This window comes from Roseomonas sp. E05, assembly GCF_030063475.1.
Lineage (GTDB): Bacteria > Pseudomonadota > Alphaproteobacteria > Acetobacterales > Acetobacteraceae > Pseudoroseomonas.
In genome coordinates this window covers 1-18,050 of sequence record NZ_JASIRT010000008.1, presented here as the reverse complement: position 1 = coordinate 18,050, position 18,050 = coordinate 1, and the positions used below count along the sequence as shown (strand labels likewise).

Below are 18,050 nucleotides of genomic sequence, written 5' to 3'. Positions count from 1 at the left end.
CCTCACTCCGCGGCGACGCGAGGGTCGAAGAAGGGGTAGAGCAGGTCCGTCAACAGGTTCACCACCACATAGATGGCGGCGACGAACAGCATGGTGCCCTGCACCACCGGGTAATCGCGGGCATAAATGCCATCCACCAGCAGCCGGCCGAGGCCGGGGATGGTGAACACCGTCTCGATCACCGCGATGCCGCCGAGCAGGTTGCCCAGCACGATGCCCAGCAGCGTCAGCGTCGGCGCGAAGGCATTGGGCAGCACATGCCGCCGCAGCACGGTGGATTCCCGCAGCCCCTTGGAGCGGGCATGGGCGACATATTCCAGCCGCAGCACGTCGATGGCGGCGCTGCGCGCCATGCGCGTCAGCACGCCGGTCTCGATCAGCGTCAGCGTCACCACCGGCAGCACGATGTAGAGCAGCGCCTGCCACGGGCTTTCCCCGAAGCCGACATAGCCGACCACCGGCACCCAGCCGAGCTTCAGGCCGAAGAACAGCAGCAACAGCAGCCCCAGCCAGAAGGAGGGAATGGAGAGCAGCAGCGTCGCGCCGCCCACCACCGCCACGTCCAGCGCGGAGTTCTGCTTCCAGGCGGCGATCGTGCCGAGCGGGATGGCGATCAGCGCCGCCAGCGCGACCGCCAGCAGCACGATGGAGGCGGTGACCTGGAAGCGCTCCAGGATCAGCGGCAGCACCGCCTGGCCGTTGGCGAGGGAGTGCCCCAGGTCGCCGCGCAGCGCCGCGCCGAGCCAGTTGGCGAACTGCACGGGCAGCGCGTGGTTCAGCCCCATGCTCTCCCGCAGCGCGGCCAGCTGATCGGCATCCGCGGCGTCGCCCAGCATCAGCTGCGCCGGGTCTCCCGGCACCAGCCGCAGCAGGGCGAAGACGGCCACGGCCACCAGCAGCAGGGTCGGCACCGCCATGGCGAGGCGCTTGAGGGCATAGGTCGCGGTCATATGGGTCGTCAGTCGCGCGAGACGTTCCACAGCCGCGTCTGGCCCGCCGCCCAGGGCTTCGCGCCCCGCACGCCCTTGCGGAAGGCCAGGTAGTCCGGCTGGTTGTACAGCACGATCATCGGCACCTGCGTCATGAAGAGCTTGTACAGCTCATCGAAGATGCGCTGCCGCGCGGCGGAATCCGTGGCGGTCATGGACTGCTGGATCAGCGCCAGCGCCTGCGGGTCCTCCCACACCTTGCGCGGCTGCATGTCCTTGGGGCCGGACAGCATCTCGTAGGACAGCGACGGGTCGAGGCGCGGGGAATAGATGAAGGACATCATCTGGTAGTCGCCGCGCGTATAGCGGTCGAGCTGCGTCGCCCAGTCCAGCACCTCCAGCTCGATCTTGATGCCGGCCTCGGCCGCCATGGCCTGGGTCGCCACGGCCGCATCATAGACATTCGGGTAGCGGCGGTTGGTGATCATGCGGATGGTCTGGCCGCGATAACCGGCCTGGGCCAGCAGGCGCTTCGCCGCCGCGATGTCCCGCGCCGGCCGTCCTGTCTGGGCGTCGCTGCGGAAGGCGCTGGCGCTGGGCAGGGGCGAGGCATTGGCAGGCGCATCATCCCCGATCATGGCCGAGACCAGCTCGGGCACGTCCAGCGACAGGGCGATGGCCTGACGGATGCGCGCGTCCTTCAGCAGCGGGTCGCGCGTCTGCATCAGCAGGCCGGTGACGCCCATGGTGGGGGCGGCCAGCACCGTGACATCGGCCCTGGCGCGCAGGTCCGGCAGTTCGGGCGAGGGCACGTCGGTCAGGACATCGACATTGCCGGCCAGCAGTGCCGCCTTGGCGGCGGAGGAATCCGGGATGACCACGAAGCGCACCTTCGGCACCAGGGCCTGCTTGCCGCCGGCGAAACCATCCCGCTCGCCCGGCAGCGAGACGTAGCCGTCGAAGCGGTCCAGCTCGACGAACTGGCCCCGACGCCACTCGCCCATCATGAACGGCCCCGTGCCCACCGGCTTGATCCAGGCGCCATCCGCGCCGACCGAGCTGGGATGCAGGATGCCCGTCTCGCCGCAATCCGGGCGCGCGAGGATGGACAGGAACAGCGCCGCCGGCTTCTCCAGCGTCACCGTCATGGTGCGCGCATCCGGCGCCGCCATCTCGGTGACCTTCGCCAGGCCAGTGCGGCCATTGAGGTCCGGCAGGCAGCGCCACTGCGTCGCCGGGTCCATGTAGCGGCGCAGGCTCCAGAGCACCTCGGCCGAGGTCAGCGGCACGCCGTTGTGGAAGGTGACGCCCTGGCGCAGCGTGAAGGTGTAGGTCCGCCCGTCCGGCGAGACATCCACCTTTTCCGCCAGCATCGGCACGGGCATCGCGCGCTCGTCCAGCGCGACCAGCCCTTCCACCATGTGCAGCACCACGGAATCCGTGTTGAAGTCGCGGTTGCCGCCGGGCTGCGTGCTGCGGATGTCGGAATTCAGCGAGGCGCGCAGCGGTTCCTGTGCCATCGCGGGCAGCACGCACAGCACGGCGGCGGCCAGGCCTGCCAGGAAGGATGAGGTCTTCATGCGGCCCTCGCCTCGGCGTTGGAGAACAGCTCATATCGCGTGAACTGGCGGTTCAGCGCAGGCAGCGGCGCGATTTCCAGCACGCCCTTGGCCGGCTGCATCACCAGCATGGCCACCGTGGCGGACAGGTTGCCTGCGGAGTTCAGCCGCGGCGGCCGGCAGACCGCCCAGGGGGTCTGGTAATCGTCGAAAAGCGCCTCCTTCACCGCCGCCACGTCCAGCCTGCCCTGGCGGGCTTCCAGCAACTGCCGCACGCGCATGTCGCGGTAGAGGCTGTCCGGCGTGGTGGCGATGCCGGTGTCCTTCAGCTTGGAGAGCGCGACCGGGCTGATGAAGTGGTTGGCATGCACGATCAGGCCGTTGGTCGCATGCACCTGGAAGGTCTCGTCCGGCGCGCATTCGAAGTTGATGGCGATGCCGCCGGCATGGCTGACGATGACGTTGTTCGAGGCCGACTTCACCGTGGTGTAGACGGACTGGAAGGCATGGGCGAGCTGCTCCTTCTCCAGCACCTTGCGGCGGATCAGGGAGAGCGGCACGCCGAGGGAGCGGTAGTCCCGGTCGCTTTGCAGGTAGTTCGCGGTGATGGCGATGCCGGCCGCGTTCAACCCGGCCCGCGCCAGCCCGCCCGCTTCCACGAAGGTGAGGATATCCGGCCCGTCATCGCGGCGGATGCGCAGCACCACGCCGGTCTCGGCGCATTCGCTCTTCCAGTCCCAGTTCTGCGCATGGATCAGCGCGCCATCGGCCGAGGCTTCCGGCAGCACCACCACGCCGGTGCAGCCATCCGGCTCGCGGCTCTCGGCGCGGCGCTTGCCGAGTTGCAGCACCTCCGTCCGGGCGTTGATCAGGACGATATCCTCGAACTCCACGCCCGCACCGGCGGCGATGCCGCGCATCTCGGCGATGTAGTCGGGTTCGAAATCCTCGATCCGCGGCAGGAATTCCCGCGCCCAGCCGCGCACGGCTTCGGCGCCATGGCCGTCGGCCGCCAGCTGTTCGCCGTAATGGCCGATGCTGCGGCGGATGCGTGCGGCGGCCTGCTGGCCGTAGAGCTTGCCGCGCTGCTCGGCGCCGCCGCTCAGCTCGATGAGGGGAAAAGGGTCCACGGGCACTGCTTCCTACCGGCTGGCATCGGGCTTTCTGGACTTTGGATAACCAAAGTGCAAGCATCCTGATACGCCATCCGTGAAAGCTCAAGGCGAATGATGCCAAGCGTGCATTTTCCTCGCGGCACCCTCCGGTGCCCGTCCCATCACGTGCAGGCCCGGGCCGCGGCGCCATCCACCGCCTCGCGCCCGCCATCGCCCCTCCCCCACCCTTCTGCCGGGACCGCCGGATCATGAACAATCCTGCCTTCGACACCGCTCCGAATTCCCTGGACGCCTTCTGGATGCCCTTCACGCCCAACCGGGCCTGGAAGCAGGACCCGCGTTTCGTCAGCCGGGCGGAGGGCATGCACTACGTCACGCCGGACGGACGCCGCATCCTGGACGCCATCGCAGGGCTGTGGTGCGTCAATGCCGGCCATTGCCACCCGCGCATCGTGGAAGCCATCCGCGGCCAGGCAGGGCAGCTGGACTTCGCCTCCTCCTTCGGCCTCGGCCACCCGGCAGCCTTCGAATATGCCAACCGGCTCAGGGCGGCGGCGCCGCCGGGCTTCAACCGCGCCTTCTTCGCCGGATCGGGCTCCGAGGCCGTGGACACGGCGCTGAAGCTGGCCCTGGCCTTCCACAATGTGCGCGGGGAAGGCCAGCGCGTGAAGCTGATCGGGCGCCAGCGCAGCTATCACGGTGTCGGCTTCGGCGGGCTCTCGGTCGCCGGTATCGGCACGCAGCGCAAGCATTTCGGGCCGCTGCTGCCGGGCGTTTCCCACCTGCCCCACACGCACGACCCCGCCCGCAATGCCTTCAGCCGCGGCCGCCCCACCCACGGCGGCACCGACTTCGCCGATGCGCTGGAAGGCATCCTCTATGCCCAGGACCCTTCCACCATCGCGGCGGTGATTGTGGAACCGGTGGCGGGCTCGACCGGGGTGCTGGTGCCGCCGGTGGGCTACCTGGAGCGGCTGCGCGAGATCTGCGACCGCCACGGGCTGCTGCTGATCTTCGATGAGGTGGTGACCGGCTTCGGCCGCCTGGGCGCCCCGTTCGGCAGCCAGGCACTCGGCGTGATGCCGGACCTGATCTGCTGCGCCAAGGGCATGACCAACGGCGCCGTGCCGATGGGCGGCGTGCTGATCAACGACAGGGTCGCCGAGGGCCTGCTGTCGCAGCCTGAGGGCGCGACGGAGTTCATGCATGGCTACACCTATTCCGGCCACCCCCTGGCCGCCGCCGCTGCTCTGGCGACGTTGCAGGTGTATGAGGAGGAAGGGCTGTTCGCCCGCGCCGCCGCCATGGCGCAGCCCTGGGAAGACGCGGTGCACAGCCTGCGCGACGCCCCCGGCGTCACCGACATCCGCAACATCGGCCTGCTGGCCGCGATCGAATTCGGCGCGGAGGCCGGCGGCGGGCCAGTCCGGGCGCGCGCCATCGCTGCGGGCTGCTTCGACGCCGGCGTGCTGATCCGGGCGGTCGGGGATTCGCTGGTGCTGTCGCCGCCTCTGCCGATCACGCTGGACCAGGTCGGCCAGATCGTCGAGACCATCCGGCAAGCCGCCGGGTCGGCGTGAGGTTGCCCCCTCGCCTTCCTGGTCGCGCTTGCAGGGCGGGATGTGCAGCATCAGCCCTTCGGATATGAAGCGCGCCAGCATGAGACCTGCCGGCCACAGGCGCCGCGGACATTCAGGAGCAGGTGCGCGGCCGGCCGTAGTCCGCTGCCGTCAGAGGACAGAATTCCAGCCCCATTCTCCGCATGGAAAGCACGCCGGCGCCGCGGGCCGCGAAGCCTCCGCGGAATAGGTGATGGGGAAGGCGAGAGGAGGAATGCCGACTGCGATCTCCTGCAGGCTGTCGTGGCGGATCTTGCCTGCCATCACGCTCTCGAGGCCTGGAGGCCGAAAGGGCAGACGAGAGGGATGTTGCGCGACGGTGCCCTCAGGCAACCGTCAGAGCCGCCACTGTCCAGCCTTCGTTGCGGGAGAGCCGAACGCGGCCGCCATACAGCGCCGCCAGGTCCCGCATCATGGGAAGCCCCTCGCCATCCTGCGCCGGTTCCGGAAAGCCCCAGCCATCATCGGCCACTCTGAGCGAGAGCCCGTGGCTGGCCGAGAACCGGAACTCGACACGGATGCAGCCCTGCGCACGGGCATAGAGCCCATGCTTCACCGCATTGCAGACCATTTCCTGCGCCACCTTGAGCACGAGTGACTGCAATGGCGCCGGGCATTCCCCCGTGCAGGAGACATCCAGGTGAATGGCCTGATTGCCATCCGCAAGCAGGGCCCGGACATGCTCCGCCAGCTCGCCCAGCCGGGCTTCAAAAGGCTGCAACTGCCGGGTGAAGCCGAACAAAGCATCGGAAATGGCCGTGGCATGGCGGATGCGCTGCTCCAGCTCCGCCGCCAGTTGCCGAAAGGCGGGGGAGTCGTGCCGCTCGCCGGCTTTCCAGATCTCGCACAGCACGCGCTGCCAGGCGTTCTTGGTGTGGTGACGGAGCTGCGCGAGGTCGCGGACAGCATCAGGCGCCGGCGCGGCCGGGGCGGGTGCAAGGGCATAGGAGAGCAGTTGCATCTTCGGCTCGCTTCAGGAGACTAACCGCTCTTTACGTGGGAAAATTTCCCACAACAAGCAATTTGTGGGCATATTTCCCACAGAATATGCGCTATGCTGCGGTCTGCCTCTCCGTCGCTGGTGCCCGTGCCTGTTTCCCCACCCGATCCCCAAGCCCTGCTCCGCCCCCTGGCTCGCGCCCTGGAACCCCTGGTCGACCTGCTGATCCGCAGCGGCGTGCCCTTTCCAGCCTTCACCGATCTTCTCCGCAAGCTCTACATGCGGCGTGCCGCCCACATTGTGGCGGGCCGCAAGCCCCTGACGGACAGCCGGCTGGCTCTTGTGACAGGCGTTCACCGCAAGGAAATCCGCCGCATGCGAGAGGAGGGCGGGGAGACGGAGGAGGTGCCCGTGGTGGTCTCGCTCAGCAGTCAGATCCTGGCCCGCTGGACGGGCCTCGCCCCCTATGCCGATGCCGAAGGGCGGCCGCGCCCCCTGCCCCGCAACGCACCGGAGGGCGTGCCCTCCTTCGAAAGCCTGGTCGCCTCCGTCACAGCCGACCTGCGCCCCCGCACCGTACTGGACGACTGGCTGAGCCAAGGGCGAGTGGCCATGAACAACGAGGACCATGTGGTGCTGCGGGAGACAGCCTTCCTGCCTTCCGGCGGCAGCGGGGAGCAGCTCTATTATTTCAGCCGCAACCTCCACGACCACATCGCGGCCGCCAGCGCCAACATCACCGCCGGCGCGCCGCCCTTCCTGGACCGGGGCCTGCATTATGACAGGCTCCCCCTCGCCATCGCCGCCCGGCTGGAGGCCGAAGCGCGCGAGGCCGCCCAAGCCATGCTGTTGGCGCTGAACCGCCGCGCCCTGGAACTGCTGGAAGCCGAGGATGCGAAGCCTGCGCCATCGTCCACCCGGCGGGTCCATCTCGGCATCTACCTGTTTTCCGAAAACGAGCCGCAAGGAGGCGCTCCGTGAGCTTCCCGCGCCCGGCGGCACTCGCCCTGGCCCTCTTGGCAACCGCCTGCGGTGGCGTGGAGCGGCAGGCGCCGCTCCCATCCTCCCCACCTGTCCAGCCTGTCTGCCGGCTGGGTCCCGATGACGGCCCGCCGCCCCACCAGGTGGCGTCCGGCGACCGCGGCATCGGTGGCACCGGCGTGCGGAGCATCGAGGGTGGGGACCGGGGCATCGGCGGCACTGGAATCGTCGGCGTCATCACCGGCTTCGCCAGCATCTGCGTCAATGGCCTGGAGGTGCAGTACGACCCCAGCCTGCCTGTGGCAGTCGAGGAGCAGGAAGGCCGCCCGGACCAGCTGCGCGCCGGGCAGGTCGTGGTGATCGAGGCCAGCGGCGGCAGCGGCGACCTCTATGCCCGCCATCTGGCTGTCCGTTACGAAGTGGTGGGGCCGGTGGAAGCGCAGGAGGAGGGAGGGCATCTTCTCACCGTCGCAGGCCAGCGGGTACGGGTACTGGCCGATACGCGGGGCATGCTGTCACCCCGAGTGGGCGAATGGACGGCGGTCAGCGGCTTCCGGCAGCCGGATGGCAGCATCGCCGCGACACGGATTGATCGCCACGCGCCGGGGGAGGTGCTGGTGCGCGGCCCCATGGCCCGGCAGAATGGCGCAAGGCGCATCAGCGGACTGGCGGTGCAGGCGCCAACGGCGCTGCTCCTCTCTGTCTATGGCCCGGTTGTTGCCCGCGGCCGCTATGAAAACGGCGCCTTGCGGGTCACTCGACTGGATCGTGACCTCTTGGCGGCCGACCCGGCGGCCAGCTTCGGCCCGGAGGTGGAGAGGCTGGTGATCGCGGGTTTCGGCGGGGAAGGAGCCCGGGGCGGCGGCGCGCGGCCGGTGGTGATGGAAGGGCGCCGCCGGCCGGATGGCGGGTTCGACCTCCACCCGCGCGGCGCGCGGGCAGAGGAGCCCACCCGCTTCCGCGACAATGGCACGCGGCGTGGCCAGCCGGGCGAGGGCAGCCGCGCGCGCGGCACCGCCCGGCAGGAGCTGGAGGACCTCCGAGGTGGCTTCCGGGACATGGACGCTGCGCCCTTGCGGGGTGGCGGACAGCCGGGGCGCTGAGGCGCCGGAGCGGGAAGGGCCTCAGGGCACCGTTAACTTGCCGATCCTGAGGCCGCTGCGCTCGCATGCCGAGGGCGACGGCGCGGCTGGGTTCATGCTTTCGCCTTCCTGGCCAAGGCCGCGAAGGCCTTGAGCTGGCCGGCGATGAATTCGCGCGTTGCCGTATCGGTCAGTTCCAGTGTCTCGGCATTCACCTTGCCAGCGACCTGGCCAATCATCACCTCCGGCTTGTTGAGGACGGTCGCGTCCAGGAAGACCAGGCTTTGCCGGAGGTGGTATTGCGCGCGCGCGCCACCGATGGCCCCCGGAGACGCCGTCTGGATCGCCACGGGCTTCCCGGCGAAGGGCTGCGGCGAGAGGCGGGACAGCCAGTCAAGGGCGTTCTTGAGGACGCCAGGGACCGAATAATTGTATTCCGGCGTGACGATGATCACGCCATCGGACGCCTGGATCTGCTCGGCCATCGTCAGCACCGGGGCGGGGAAGCCTGCCGCCTGTACATCCGCGTCGTAATGCGGGAAGTCGGCGATGGAGCCGAGTGCGCTGATAGAGACCCCTTCAGGAGCAAGGCGAGGCAAAGCGCGCGCGACGGCCGCGTTGAAGGAGCCTTTCCGCAGGCTTCCCAGAAGAGTGACGAAGTGCAGGACAGTGTCGTTGCTCATCGTTATCGGCTCCAGATTGCGGCTGCTGCTCCAGGACGGTGCAGGCGCGGTAGAAGTCGGCACCGGTCCAGGCCGGGATATCGACTTTCGCGAGAGGCTCGCCGCGACGGTCGTTGGTGGCGCTGTCCGGATCGCCCGTGCCGTCACAGGCAGCGAGGTTCAGATAGGGATAAACGGGTCGGGTCCACTGCGGAACCCCCGTGCCGGCGGCAGCCGTGGCGCTGGCCTCCGGCGCCAGCATGGCCATGCCCCCGGGCGCAGGCCGCGAGAGCCCGGGAGTGCCGCCGGGTTGCCCGAAGCTGCCAAGGCAAGGCCCAACGGGCCGATCGCCATTCAGCCCAGGGCGAGGATGACGACCAGAAAGGGCGCTCCGGGGCTTCAAGGCTGGAAGCGTGCCGTTCCGCCGCTTTCCGCAAAAGCGGTTCAGCGGCTCCGGGTTTAGCTGGCAACCGCTTCAGCGAGCCCCATGCTCATCAAGGCCGCAGCGGTTTGCTGTCCGGAGAGAACGAGCTTCCCTCGCACCCTGGTCTTTTCCGCGAATTCCGGATCATCCCAGGATACATCCAAGTGGCCTCGGCGATGTCTGTCCCCGCTCCTTCCACGGCGTTCTCCTCCCGAGATGGGGGCGTATTTCCACCGGCAGCCGCTTCCACCGCGTGCCAGCGGCCAGGATGAACATGATGCCGGTCAATGCTGCCCGGTCGGCAGCCTCGGCCAGCCGCCTTTCGGCATGGGTGGCTCGGCAAGCGGCAGCGGCTCAACCACCCTCCAGGGATCGTCCGGAACGGGGGGTTCTACCGCTTCCATGACAACGTCGCCCGACCCGTTTCGTCAGGCACTTTGAGGGGAAGTCCGGGGGAAGGAATTCCCCCGGGTCCCCATCTTCTTTCTTCGGGTTTTCGAAAGCGCGGCGCCTTCAGGCCCGTCGCGCGACGGTTGCCCAGAGCGGCGGTCCGAGCAGTGCCAGCACCGCCAGTACCAGGATGCACAGCGAGATCGGCCGCGTGATGAAGGTGGTCCAGTCGCCCTGGCTGATGGTCAGCGCCTGGCGCATCGCCTGCTCCGCCATCGGGCCCAGGATCATGCCAATCACCACCGGCGCCTGCGGGAAGTCGAAGCGGCGCATGAACATGGCGACGACGCCGATGCCGTAGAGCAGCGCCAGGTCCACCACGCTGTTGCTGATGCCGTAGGTGCCGATGGTGGCGAAGACCAGGATGCCCGCATAGAGCTGCGGCGTCGGGATCTTCAGGATACGCGCCCAGAGGCCGACCAGCGGCAGGTTCAGCACCACCAGCATGATGTTGGCGATGTAGAGCGAGGCGATCAGCGTCCAGACCAGGTCCGCCTGCGTGGTGAACAGCAGCGGCCCGGGCTGGATGCCGTAGGACTGGAAGGCGGAGAGCATGATCGCCGCCGTGGCCGAGGTGGGCAGGCCCAGCGTCAGCATCGGCACCAGCACGCCGGCGGCGGCGGCGTTGTTCGCCGCCTCGGGTCCGGCGACGCCCTCGATCGCGCCGGTGGTGCCGAACTCCTTGCGGTACTGCGGGCGCACCAGCTTCCGCTCGGTGAAGTAGCTCAGCATGGTCGGCATCTCGGTGCCGCCGGCCGGCATCACGCCGAAGGGAAAGCCGAGCAGCGCACCGCGCAGCCAGGGGCCGATGCTGCGCTTCCAGTCCTCCCGCGACATCATCAGCTTGCCGACCTCGCGCACCTCCTGCTTGCCCTCGACATGGCGCCAGGCCAGGAAGAGCGTTTCACCGACGGCAAAGAGCGCGACCGCGACCAGCACCACGTCCACGCCGTCCAGCAGTTCCATGACGCCGAAGGTCAGACGCGGCTGGCCGGTCTGCAGGTCGATGCCGACAAGGCCGATCAGCAGGCCGAAGCCGAGCGAGGTGAGGCCGCGCAAGGCCGAGCCGCCCAGCACCGCGGAGACGGTGACGAAGCACAGCACCATCAGCGAGAAGTACTCGGCCGGGCCAAGCTGCAGCGCCAGTTCCACCACAATCGGGCCAAGGAAGGAAATGCCGAGCGTGCCGATCGTGCCGGCGACGAAGCTGCCGACCGCCGAGGTGAAGAGCGCAGGGCCGGCGCGGCCGTTGCGCGCCATCTTGGCGCCTTCCAGCGCGGTGATGATGGAGCCGGATTCGCCGGGCGTGTTGAGCAGGATGGACGTGGTCGAGCCGCCATACATCGCGCCGTAGAACACGCCGCAGAACAGGATGAAGGCGCCCGTCGCGCTGACCTGGAAGGTGATGGGCAGCAGCAGCGCGATGGTCAGCGCCGGGCCGATGCCCGGCAGCACGCCGATCGCGGTGCCGAGAAAACAACCCAGCAGCGCCCAGCCCAGATTGGTGACCGAGAGCGCATTGCCGAAGCCGAGCGCGAGGCCGGACCAGATGTCCATGGTCTCAGAGAACCCCTTCCAGGATGCCGGCGCCGATATTGACGCCGAGCAGCTTGTCGAAGGCCAGGAAGGCGCCGAGCGTGACAGCGAGGCCGATCAGCAGGTCCCGTCCCGGACGGCGGCTGCCGAAGGCCGCCGCCACCAGCACGAACTGCGCGGTGGCCGCGAAAACGAAGCCGAGCGTGCTGATCAGCAGCAGGTTGACCAGCAGCCCGGCGCCCAGCAGGCCGAGGGCACGCCAGTTGGTGGGCGGCGCCTCGGCCACTTCCTCCAGGCCGCGCGACCAGCCGCCGCGCAGCGCCACCCCGGTCAGGCCGAGCCCGACGGCGACGACCAGCGCGCCCACCAGGTAAGGCATGAATTTCGGCCCCACCTGCGCATAGAGCGGGGTGACCGGAATCGCCGCCGCCTGCCACAGGCAGAGCAGACCGAGCAGCACCACGAACACTCCGACCGCCAGGTCGGGTCCGGCACCGGACTTCACGCGCGCCATTCCGGCTTCCCCCGCTCCGGGCCGATCAAAGCAGCCCGACTTCCTTCAGCACCTCGGTGGTCGCCTTCTCGTCCTGCTTGAGGAAGGCCTCGAATTCCTCCCCGGCGAGGAAGGCATCCTCCCAGCCCTGGCGCTCCAGCATCTCCTTCCAGGCCGGCAGGTTGTGCAGGTCGGTGAAGAACTGCACCATCTTCTTCTTGTCGTCGGCCTTCATGCCCGGCGGACCGAACACGCCGCGCCAGTTGCCGAGGACGATGTCCACGCCCTTCTCCTTCAGCGTCGGCACGTCCGGCAGGCTGCGCTCCTCGCCGCTGGTGGCCAGGGCGCGCATGCGGCCGGCCTTGATCTGCTCGGCGAACTCGGAGACGCCGGAGATGCCCGCCTTCACCTGCGCGCCGAGGATCGCCGCCTGGGCCGGCCCGCCACCCGCGAAGGCGACGTAGGAGGCGTCCTTCGCCGAGCGGCCCTGCGACTTCAGCAGCAGGCCGAGCAGGATGTGGTCCATGCCGCCGGCACTGCCGCCCGCCACCGAGGTGCCGCCCGGATTGCTCTTCAGCGCGTTGAGGAAGTCCTCCAGCGTCTTGATGTCGCTGCTGCCGGGCACGACGATGACGCCCGGCTCGGTGGTCATGCGCGCGATGGGCGTGACGTCCTTCAGCCCGACCGGCGACTTGTTGGCGAGCACCGCGCCCACCATGATGGCGCCGCCCACCATGAAGCTGTTCGCGTCACCGCGGCGCTGCCCGACGAAGCGGGGCAGCCCCACCGTGCCGCCGGCGCCGCCGACATTCTCGAACTGGAAGCTGCCGACCATCCCGGCCTGGCGCGCGACCTGCTCGATGGCGCGACCGAGCCCGTCCCAGCCGCCGCCCGGGCCAGCCGGAATGAAGGCGTGCATGGTGGCATAGCGCTGCTGCTGCTGCGCCAGGGCCGCGCGGCCCAGCAGGGGCAGCACCAGGCCGGCAGCGGTGGCGGATAACACGTGACGGCGCAGCATGTTCGTCTCCTCGGACGGTTATATCGCCAAGAAATTGCGCGATAATGGGGCGGGCGGCAAATCGCAAATGTCGATTCCGCCGCCCGCGCAACGCTTGCGCTGCAACATGGCCGCTCGCATTGTGGGCGCGGCAAGAGGGTTGTTTCTGGATGCGACTACGCTTGGGCCTGGTGCTCTCATTGCTCTCCGCACCATGGCTGGGAGGCCTGAATCCGGCGGCGCCGTTCCCCGCCGCCCAGGCCCAGCAGCCCTCCGCCCGGTCCCACCCACCCGTGGCGGCGCCACCACGCCCCGCCGAGCGTGAGGTGGTGGTGGCGAACGAGCTCGGCCTCAGCCTGAGCGAGCTGTACGTGACGCCGGCCGGCAGCGTCGAGCCCGGCAGCGACCGGCTGGAGGGCGACACGCTGCCCAACGGCGCCACCCTGCGAATCTCGCTGGGCCGCCAGCGCCTCTGCCTGTTCGACCTGCGCGCCGTCCTGGCGGATGGCAGCGAGGAGGAGAAGCGCGGCGTGGATATCTGCCGCAACGGCCGCGTCACCTTCGGGGACCCTTCCCTGCCGCTGCGCGAGGCAACGGTGGTGAACGACACCGACATGGCGATGCGCGAACTCTACGCCATGCCCGCCGGCGCGCCGCAGCGCGGCCCCGACCGGCTCGCCTCCGAGACGGTGGCGGCGGAAGGCAGCGTCACCCTCCGTCTCGGCCGTGCCCGCGCCTGCCTCTACGACCTGACCGCCGTCTTCGAGGACGAGTCGGTGCAGGAACGCCGCCGGGTCGATCTCTGCCGCCGCAGCCGTGTCGCCTTTGGCGACGCCTCCATTCCCTGGCGGGAGACGGAGGTGGTCAATGGCAATGATCATGCGATCCGCAATCTCTATGCCGGCAACGGCGGCGCCGAGCGGGCCGGCGCGGAAAGCTGGGGCACCGACCGGCTCGGCTCGGGCACGATCGAGCCGGGCGCCCGCTTCCGCCTGCGCCTGCGCAGCCGCGCCTGCCAGGTGGACCTGCGCGCCGTCTATGACGACGAAACCGCCGAGGAAAAAAGCGGCAACGACCTTTGCAAGCAGCCGCGCGTGGTGTTCGACGGCAGCGGCATCCCGCGCCAGCCGGAGCGCAGCTTCATCCTGCTCAACCGCGAGCCCTCCCCGGTGCAGGAGGTCTATGCCTCGGGTGTGGACGACACCGACTGGGGCGAGAACCGGCTGGGCGACCCGCCGCTGGAGCGCGGCGGCCGCGCCGAGCTGGTGCTCCGCAGCGCCTGCGACATCGATCTGCGCGTCGTCTTCGCCAATGGCGGGGCGGAGGAACGCCGCGGCGTCAACATCTGCGAGAACGGGCTGATCGTGCTGCGGCCCGGCTGGACGCTGGCGGAACGGCTCGACCAGGGCGCCGGCCAGATCGAGCCGGGGCCGCCGCGGGAGGGCAGCGTGCGCCTGCGCAATCTCGGCCCGGCGCCGATCGTGCAGCTCTACGTGGACCCGGAGGGCGCGCCGCGCGGCCCCGACCGGCTCGGCAGCACCGTGCTCGGCCGCGGCGAGACGCTGGACTTCCAGCCGCCCGAGGCGGTGGGCTGCACCGGGCATCTGCACGCGGTGTTCCGCAACGGCCAGGAGATCGACCGGCCGCGCTTCGACCTTTGCTCCGGCACCGAGGTGGCCCTGCCATGACGCGCTTCCTGCTTTCCGGCCTGCTGGCGGCGCTGCTGCCGCTCGGCTCCGCGCTGGCCCAGGGGCCTGCCTCCGCGCCGGCCGAAATGCCGCCGATTCCCACGCCGCTGCGCGGCGCCTGGTTCGCCGGCGAATGCACGGCGCCCACGGCCATGCTCCAGCTCACCGCGCGCGCCCTGGCGCGGCTGCCGGCGGACGGGCCGGCCCGGCTGATCCGCTTCGCCGAGGCGCGCCCGCTGGGAGGGTGGCACATGGGCACCGGGCGCGGCGCGGAGGCACCCCGCGTGCTGCTGCGCGGCGATGCCGGAACGCTGGACACCGCCGAGCCCGATGCCAAGCTGCGCGATGACCAGCTCCCCGGCGATACGCCCGTGCAGGGCTGGCACCGCTGCCCCGTGCCGCCGCCCTCCTTCGCCGCCCTGCACGGCGAGGGGCTGGCCTTTCTCTCCTCGCTGGAGGTGCTGGAGGCCACCTGCGGCGCGCCGGGCGCCAGCGTGGGCGACTGCGTCGGCGCCGTGGTGACGGAGGGCGACATCTCCGGCGACCGCCTGCTCTCCGTGGCCGAGATCGCGCGGATGGTGCGCGGCATGACCTGGGTGCTGGCGGCCGCCGACGATGCGGGGCCGGAGAATGTGGCGGCGGCGGGTGGCGGTGGCGTTCTGGCCGGCGTGGCCCTGGCGCGCTTCGCCATGGAGAGCCTGGACTATGACGGCGACGGCAAGCTCTCCGCCGCCGAACTGGGCCAGGATCGCGCCGCCTTCCCCCGTGCTGGCGGCAGCGCGGAGGGCCGCCCGCTGCGGCTGGAAGGCGTGCAGGAGGGCGTGAACCTGCTGCGGAGCCTGCTGGACGGGGTGCTGTTCGGCCCTTGAGGCCGGTTTTCCCGGGCGAGCGTGGATTGGTGAATCTCTCCGTCTGCCCGGCCGCCTGGCAGGGGCAGCACAGGCCTAATCGCCGGCCCCGCTGCGCGCGGCGCAGGTGCATCTCAACCGATCCTTGCCCAGAACGCGATCGGCGCCGCTCGCCTCTCCCTTCCCCCTAAGGCGCGTTAGACAACCTATGGCGGCCTTGCGGGTTGTGATGGCCTGCGGGTGCTGAGCGAGGTTGAATGGGCGCGGCTGAAAGCGGCGCTGGATGCGGTGCGGTCTGGAACGAGGCGCCCCTCTCCGGACGAGCGCCGGACGGTGGAGGCGGTGGTCTGGCGCCAGCGCAACGGCGCCAAGTGGCGCGCGGTACCGGCCGAACTTGGATCCTGGTGGAAGGCGGCGCAGTTGCGCATACGCTGGTCGCGCCAGGGCGTCTGGGAGCGGGCCTTCGCCTGGCTGCGCGAGCGCGGCAGGCCCGAGCTTGGCGAAGTGTTCCTCGACGGCACCAGCGTGCGGGCGCATCAGAAGGCGGCCGGAGCCAAAGGGGGGCTGCCGCCCAGGCGCTCGGCCGCTCCCGCGGCGGCCACGGCACCAAGGCCTGCACCATCTGTGACGGCAGGGGGCGAGCGCTCGGCTTTGCCCTGATCCCGGGTCAGGCGTCGGAACTGCGGGTTGCCCCCGCCTGGCTGCTGATCGCCGCGAATCTCGGCCCCCTCGGACGCGTGGTCTGCGACGGCGCCTATGCCTCGGCGCTCTGGCTTCACCTTGTCGAGGAGACCGGCGCCAGGCCCGTCATGCGCGCCAACCCGACCCACCGCAACGCCCGGCCCTACGACCGCGCCGTCTACCGCAGACGGCATCGCGTCGAGAACCTCTGGGCACGGCTGAAGGAATGGCGCGCCGTCGCCACCCGCTACGATAAGGCCGCAACCAGCTTCAGCGGCGGCCTCTATCTCGCCGCCGCCCTCGACCGGTTGTCTAACACGCCTTGACGCGTGTTACGGACCTTACCGATCGTTGTGGCCGGGAAGACGGCTTCTCATCCCTTTCGCCAGTATCAATCCGTAACCGACCTTGTGCCCCCTAAAACTTCGGGATCCATAACGATATACACACACCCTATGACCAAAGATCTGATCACCCTCGCCGTCGCAGAACACAGTGACATCGCTGACTTCAAAAAGGAGCTACAAGACGCCTTCGCGGTGGCTGTAGTCGATGAGTTCGGATCGCTGCCGGACGGACCCATTCCATCCGACGAAGTGCTCAACAAGTCGATCAATGCCCCGCGCTCCGTGGTACTGCGCATTCTACGCGGTGGTCAGAAGGTCGGCGGTGCTGTGCTCACCATCGACACGAAAACCCATCATAACTCGCTCGACCTTTTCTTCCTGAAGGTGGGCGAGCACGGTCGCGGTATCGGCCTGAAAGCCTGGTTCGCCATCGAGCAGAGGTATCCCGAGACGATCACTTGGCAGACGCACACCCCATATTTTGAAAAGCGAAACATCCACTTCTACGTTAACAAGTGCGGCTTCAAGATCATCGAGTTTTTCAACAAGCACCATCCCGATCCGAACCACCCCGGCCAGGACGACCTGCCCGGCGGCGATGGGGATGCGTTCCAGTTCGAGAAGATCATGCGAGGCGTCGAAGTCGTGTCCGAAGCCGATGCCACATGATTGCTTTCGACCCCGAGCGACCTTGCCGCCGTTCGCGGCTCTACCGGCGGTTGGGCCTGCAACGTGCTATAAGGGCTCATGGACCTGCGGGGTTCTCGTTTTGGATGGATGCCCTCTCGCAAGCCGTACCCTTCCGATGTGTCTGACGAGGAGTGGACGCTGGTCGCGCCCTATCTGACACTGCTGCCCGAGGAGGCCGGTCCGCGCGAGTACCCGCTGCGAGAGGCGTTCAACGGGCGGCGGTATCTGGTGCGCTACGGCGTGGCTTGGCGGGCAATGCCCAACGATCTTCCGCCCTGGCACGCGGTCTACGATCAGGCGCAACGCTGGTTGCGGGCGGGATGCTTCGAGATGCTGGCCCAGGACCTCCCGGCGGTGCTGCGACTGGCCCAGGGTCGTGCGGAGGAGCCCTCGGCCGCGGTGCTCGATAGCCGGACCTTGCGATCCACGCCCGAGAGCGGCGCCCGCGCTGCCTGGGACGGGCATAAGCGGACCAGGGGCTCCAAGTTGCACTTGACGGTCGACACGCTCGGCCACCTGCTGGCGCTGCACGTAACCCCCGCCAACGCCGACGATCGCTCGGCCGTCTCCTCCCTGGCCGAAGCCGTCCAGGACGTGACCGGCGAGAGCGTGGACCTGGCTTATGTCGACCAGGGCTACACCGGGAGCGGCCCGCCCAGGCGGCCGCCGCCCATGGCATCACCCTGGAGGTGGTCAAACTTCCCGAGGCCAAGCGCGGTTTCAAACTCCTGCCTCGACGCTGGGTGGTGGAACGCTCCTTCGGCTGGTTCGCCCGCTTTCGTCGCCTCGCCCGCGACTACGAGCGACTGCCCGAGACCCTGGCAGGCCTGCACCTCGTCGCCGTCACCATCCTCCTGCTCAGGCGCGCCGCAGATCTCGCCGCCAGTGCGTAACACCCTCTAGCACTACCTGGGCATTTCGGTTGAGTGCTGGGAGATCATGTGCGACGCTGCCTTGCGGAGGCAACGTCGATGACGAACATCCCTGGTGGTGGCGCTGACCTGGACCG

Annotated in this window: 15 protein-coding genes and 2 pseudogenes; 9 read left to right on the top strand and 8 right to left on the bottom strand. The window is 69.2% G+C overall.

Annotated elements, in window-relative coordinates:
* Positions 1-2: 2 nt before the first annotated feature.
* The 3 genes from QMO56_RS10460 to QMO56_RS10450 are packed head-to-tail and all read right to left on the bottom strand — an operon-like array spanning position 3 to position 3,618.
* Positions 3-950 carry an ABC transporter permease gene (locus tag QMO56_RS10460; protein WP_283525513.1) on the bottom strand — a complete coding sequence of 316 codons (948 nt, stop codon included), beginning with the start codon at positions 948-950 and terminating at the stop codon, positions 3-5.
* Between the two features lie 8 nt (positions 951-958).
* Positions 959-2,509, bottom strand: a complete 1,551-nt coding sequence (locus QMO56_RS10455; protein ID WP_283525511.1) for an ABC transporter substrate-binding protein — start codon at positions 2,507-2,509, stop codon at positions 959-961.
* Positions 2,506-3,618 carry a C45 family peptidase gene (locus QMO56_RS10450; RefSeq protein ID WP_283525510.1) on the bottom strand — a complete coding sequence of 371 codons (1,113 nt, stop codon included), beginning with the start codon at positions 3,616-3,618 and terminating at the stop codon, positions 2,506-2,508. Before QMO56_RS10450 ends, QMO56_RS10455 begins: the two co-directional genes overlap by 4 nt.
* A 233-nt stretch (positions 3,619-3,851) precedes the next feature.
* On the opposite strand from QMO56_RS10450, the gene QMO56_RS10445 reads away from it, so the two are divergent.
* Positions 3,852-5,183 carry an aminotransferase class III-fold pyridoxal phosphate-dependent enzyme gene (locus tag QMO56_RS10445; protein WP_283525509.1) on the top strand — a complete coding sequence of 444 codons (1,332 nt, stop codon included), beginning with the start codon at positions 3,852-3,854 and terminating at the stop codon, positions 5,181-5,183.
* Between the two features lie 364 nt (positions 5,184-5,547).
* On the opposite strand, the gene QMO56_RS10440 is transcribed toward QMO56_RS10445, so the two are convergent.
* Entirely contained in the window at positions 5,548-6,183 is a 636-nt protein-coding gene (locus tag QMO56_RS10440; protein WP_283525508.1) for an ATP-binding protein, read from the bottom strand.
* Between the two features lie 93 nt (positions 6,184-6,276).
* On the opposite strand from QMO56_RS10440, the gene QMO56_RS10435 reads away from it, so the two are divergent.
* Entirely contained in the window at positions 6,277-7,143 is an 867-nt protein-coding gene (locus QMO56_RS10435) for a DUF6502 family protein (RefSeq protein WP_283525506.1), read from the top strand.
* Positions 7,140-8,246, top strand: coding sequence for a DUF5666 domain-containing protein (locus tag QMO56_RS10430; protein ID WP_283525504.1), 1,107 nt, complete (start codon positions 7,140-7,142; stop codon positions 8,244-8,246). The genes QMO56_RS10435 and QMO56_RS10430 overlap by 4 nt, the downstream gene beginning before the upstream one ends.
* Before the next feature lie 92 nt (positions 8,247-8,338).
* Here QMO56_RS10430 and QMO56_RS10425 read toward each other — a convergent pair whose 3' ends face one another.
* The 4 genes from QMO56_RS10425 to QMO56_RS10405 all read right to left on the bottom strand — a co-directional run bounded on the left by QMO56_RS10425 (position 8,339) and on the right by QMO56_RS10405 (position 12,808).
* Positions 8,339-8,908: an NADPH-dependent FMN reductase gene (locus QMO56_RS10425; protein ID WP_283525502.1), complete on the bottom strand. Its 570-nt coding sequence runs from the start codon at positions 8,906-8,908 to the stop codon at positions 8,339-8,341.
* Positions 8,909-9,824: 916 nt separating this feature from the next.
* Positions 9,825-11,318: a tripartite tricarboxylate transporter permease gene (locus QMO56_RS10415; protein WP_283525500.1), complete on the bottom strand. Its 1,494-nt coding sequence runs from the start codon at positions 11,316-11,318 to the stop codon at positions 9,825-9,827.
* Between the two features lie 4 nt (positions 11,319-11,322).
* Positions 11,323-11,811, bottom strand: coding sequence for a tripartite tricarboxylate transporter TctB family protein (locus QMO56_RS10410; RefSeq protein ID WP_283525498.1), 489 nt, complete (start codon positions 11,809-11,811; stop codon positions 11,323-11,325).
* Between the two features lie 25 nt (positions 11,812-11,836).
* The gene (locus tag QMO56_RS10405; protein WP_283525496.1) at positions 11,837-12,808 is read right to left on the bottom strand and encodes a tripartite tricarboxylate transporter substrate binding protein; all 972 of its coding nucleotides are present in this window, start codon (positions 12,806-12,808) and stop codon (positions 11,837-11,839) included.
* A gap of 149 nt (positions 12,809-12,957) precedes the next feature.
* Here QMO56_RS10405 and QMO56_RS10400 point away from each other — a divergent pair, with 149 nt between their 5' ends.
* From QMO56_RS10400 to QMO56_RS10375, 6 genes and pseudogenes are all read left to right on the top strand, one after another.
* The gene (locus QMO56_RS10400; protein WP_283525494.1) at positions 12,958-14,475 is read left to right on the top strand and encodes a hypothetical protein; all 1,518 of its coding nucleotides are present in this window, start codon (positions 12,958-12,960) and stop codon (positions 14,473-14,475) included.
* The gene (locus QMO56_RS10395; RefSeq protein ID WP_283525492.1) at positions 14,472-15,344 is read left to right on the top strand and encodes a hypothetical protein; all 873 of its coding nucleotides are present in this window, start codon (positions 14,472-14,474) and stop codon (positions 15,342-15,344) included. The genes QMO56_RS10400 and QMO56_RS10395 overlap by 4 nt, the downstream gene beginning before the upstream one ends.
* Positions 15,345-15,563: 219 nt before the next feature.
* Positions 15,564-15,725, top strand: a pseudogene (locus tag QMO56_RS10390) (transposase); the annotation flags it as partial.
* On the top strand, positions 15,695-16,330 hold the full coding sequence (locus QMO56_RS10385; protein ID WP_283525491.1) for an IS5 family transposase: 636 nt from the start codon (positions 15,695-15,697) through the stop codon (positions 16,328-16,330). The pseudogene QMO56_RS10390 and the gene QMO56_RS10385, both read left to right, overlap by 31 nt.
* A 129-nt stretch (positions 16,331-16,459) precedes the next feature.
* A complete protein-coding gene (locus tag QMO56_RS10380) occupies positions 16,460-17,020 on the top strand; it encodes a GNAT family N-acetyltransferase (RefSeq protein ID WP_283525490.1) in 561 nt (186 codons plus the stop codon).
* Between the two features lie 108 nt (positions 17,021-17,128).
* A pseudogene (locus tag QMO56_RS10375) lies at positions 17,129-17,934 on the top strand (IS5 family transposase).
* The last annotated feature ends 116 nt before the right edge of the window (positions 17,935-18,050 follow it).

Coding starts and splice junctions, on each gene's coding strand:
- QMO56_RS10410 (WP_283525498.1), bottom strand. CDS start 11,811: ATGGCGCGCGTGAAGTCCGGTGCCGGACCCGACCTGGCGGTCGGAGTG.
- QMO56_RS10380 (WP_283525490.1), top strand. CDS start 16,460: ATGACCAAAGATCTGATCACCCTCGCCGTCGCAGAACACAGTGACATC.
- QMO56_RS10440 (WP_283525508.1), bottom strand. CDS start 6,183: ATGCAACTGCTCTCCTATGCCCTTGCACCCGCCCCGGCCGCGCCGGCG.
- QMO56_RS10415 (WP_283525500.1), bottom strand. CDS start 11,318: ATGGACATCTGGTCCGGCCTCGCGCTCGGCTTCGGCAATGCGCTCTCG.
- QMO56_RS10425 (WP_283525502.1), bottom strand. CDS start 8,908: ATGAGCAACGACACTGTCCTGCACTTCGTCACTCTTCTGGGAAGCCTG.
- QMO56_RS10455 (WP_283525511.1), bottom strand. CDS start 2,509: ATGAAGACCTCATCCTTCCTGGCAGGCCTGGCCGCCGCCGTGCTGTGC.
- QMO56_RS10435 (WP_283525506.1), top strand. CDS start 6,277: ATGCTGCGGTCTGCCTCTCCGTCGCTGGTGCCCGTGCCTGTTTCCCCA.
- QMO56_RS10445 (WP_283525509.1), top strand. CDS start 3,852: ATGAACAATCCTGCCTTCGACACCGCTCCGAATTCCCTGGACGCCTTC.
- QMO56_RS10395 (WP_283525492.1), top strand. CDS start 14,472: ATGACGCGCTTCCTGCTTTCCGGCCTGCTGGCGGCGCTGCTGCCGCTC.
- QMO56_RS10400 (WP_283525494.1), top strand. CDS start 12,958: ATGCGACTACGCTTGGGCCTGGTGCTCTCATTGCTCTCCGCACCATGG.
- QMO56_RS10405 (WP_283525496.1), bottom strand. CDS start 12,808: ATGCTGCGCCGTCACGTGTTATCCGCCACCGCTGCCGGCCTGGTGCTG.
- QMO56_RS10460 (WP_283525513.1), bottom strand. CDS start 950: ATGACCGCGACCTATGCCCTCAAGCGCCTCGCCATGGCGGTGCCGACC.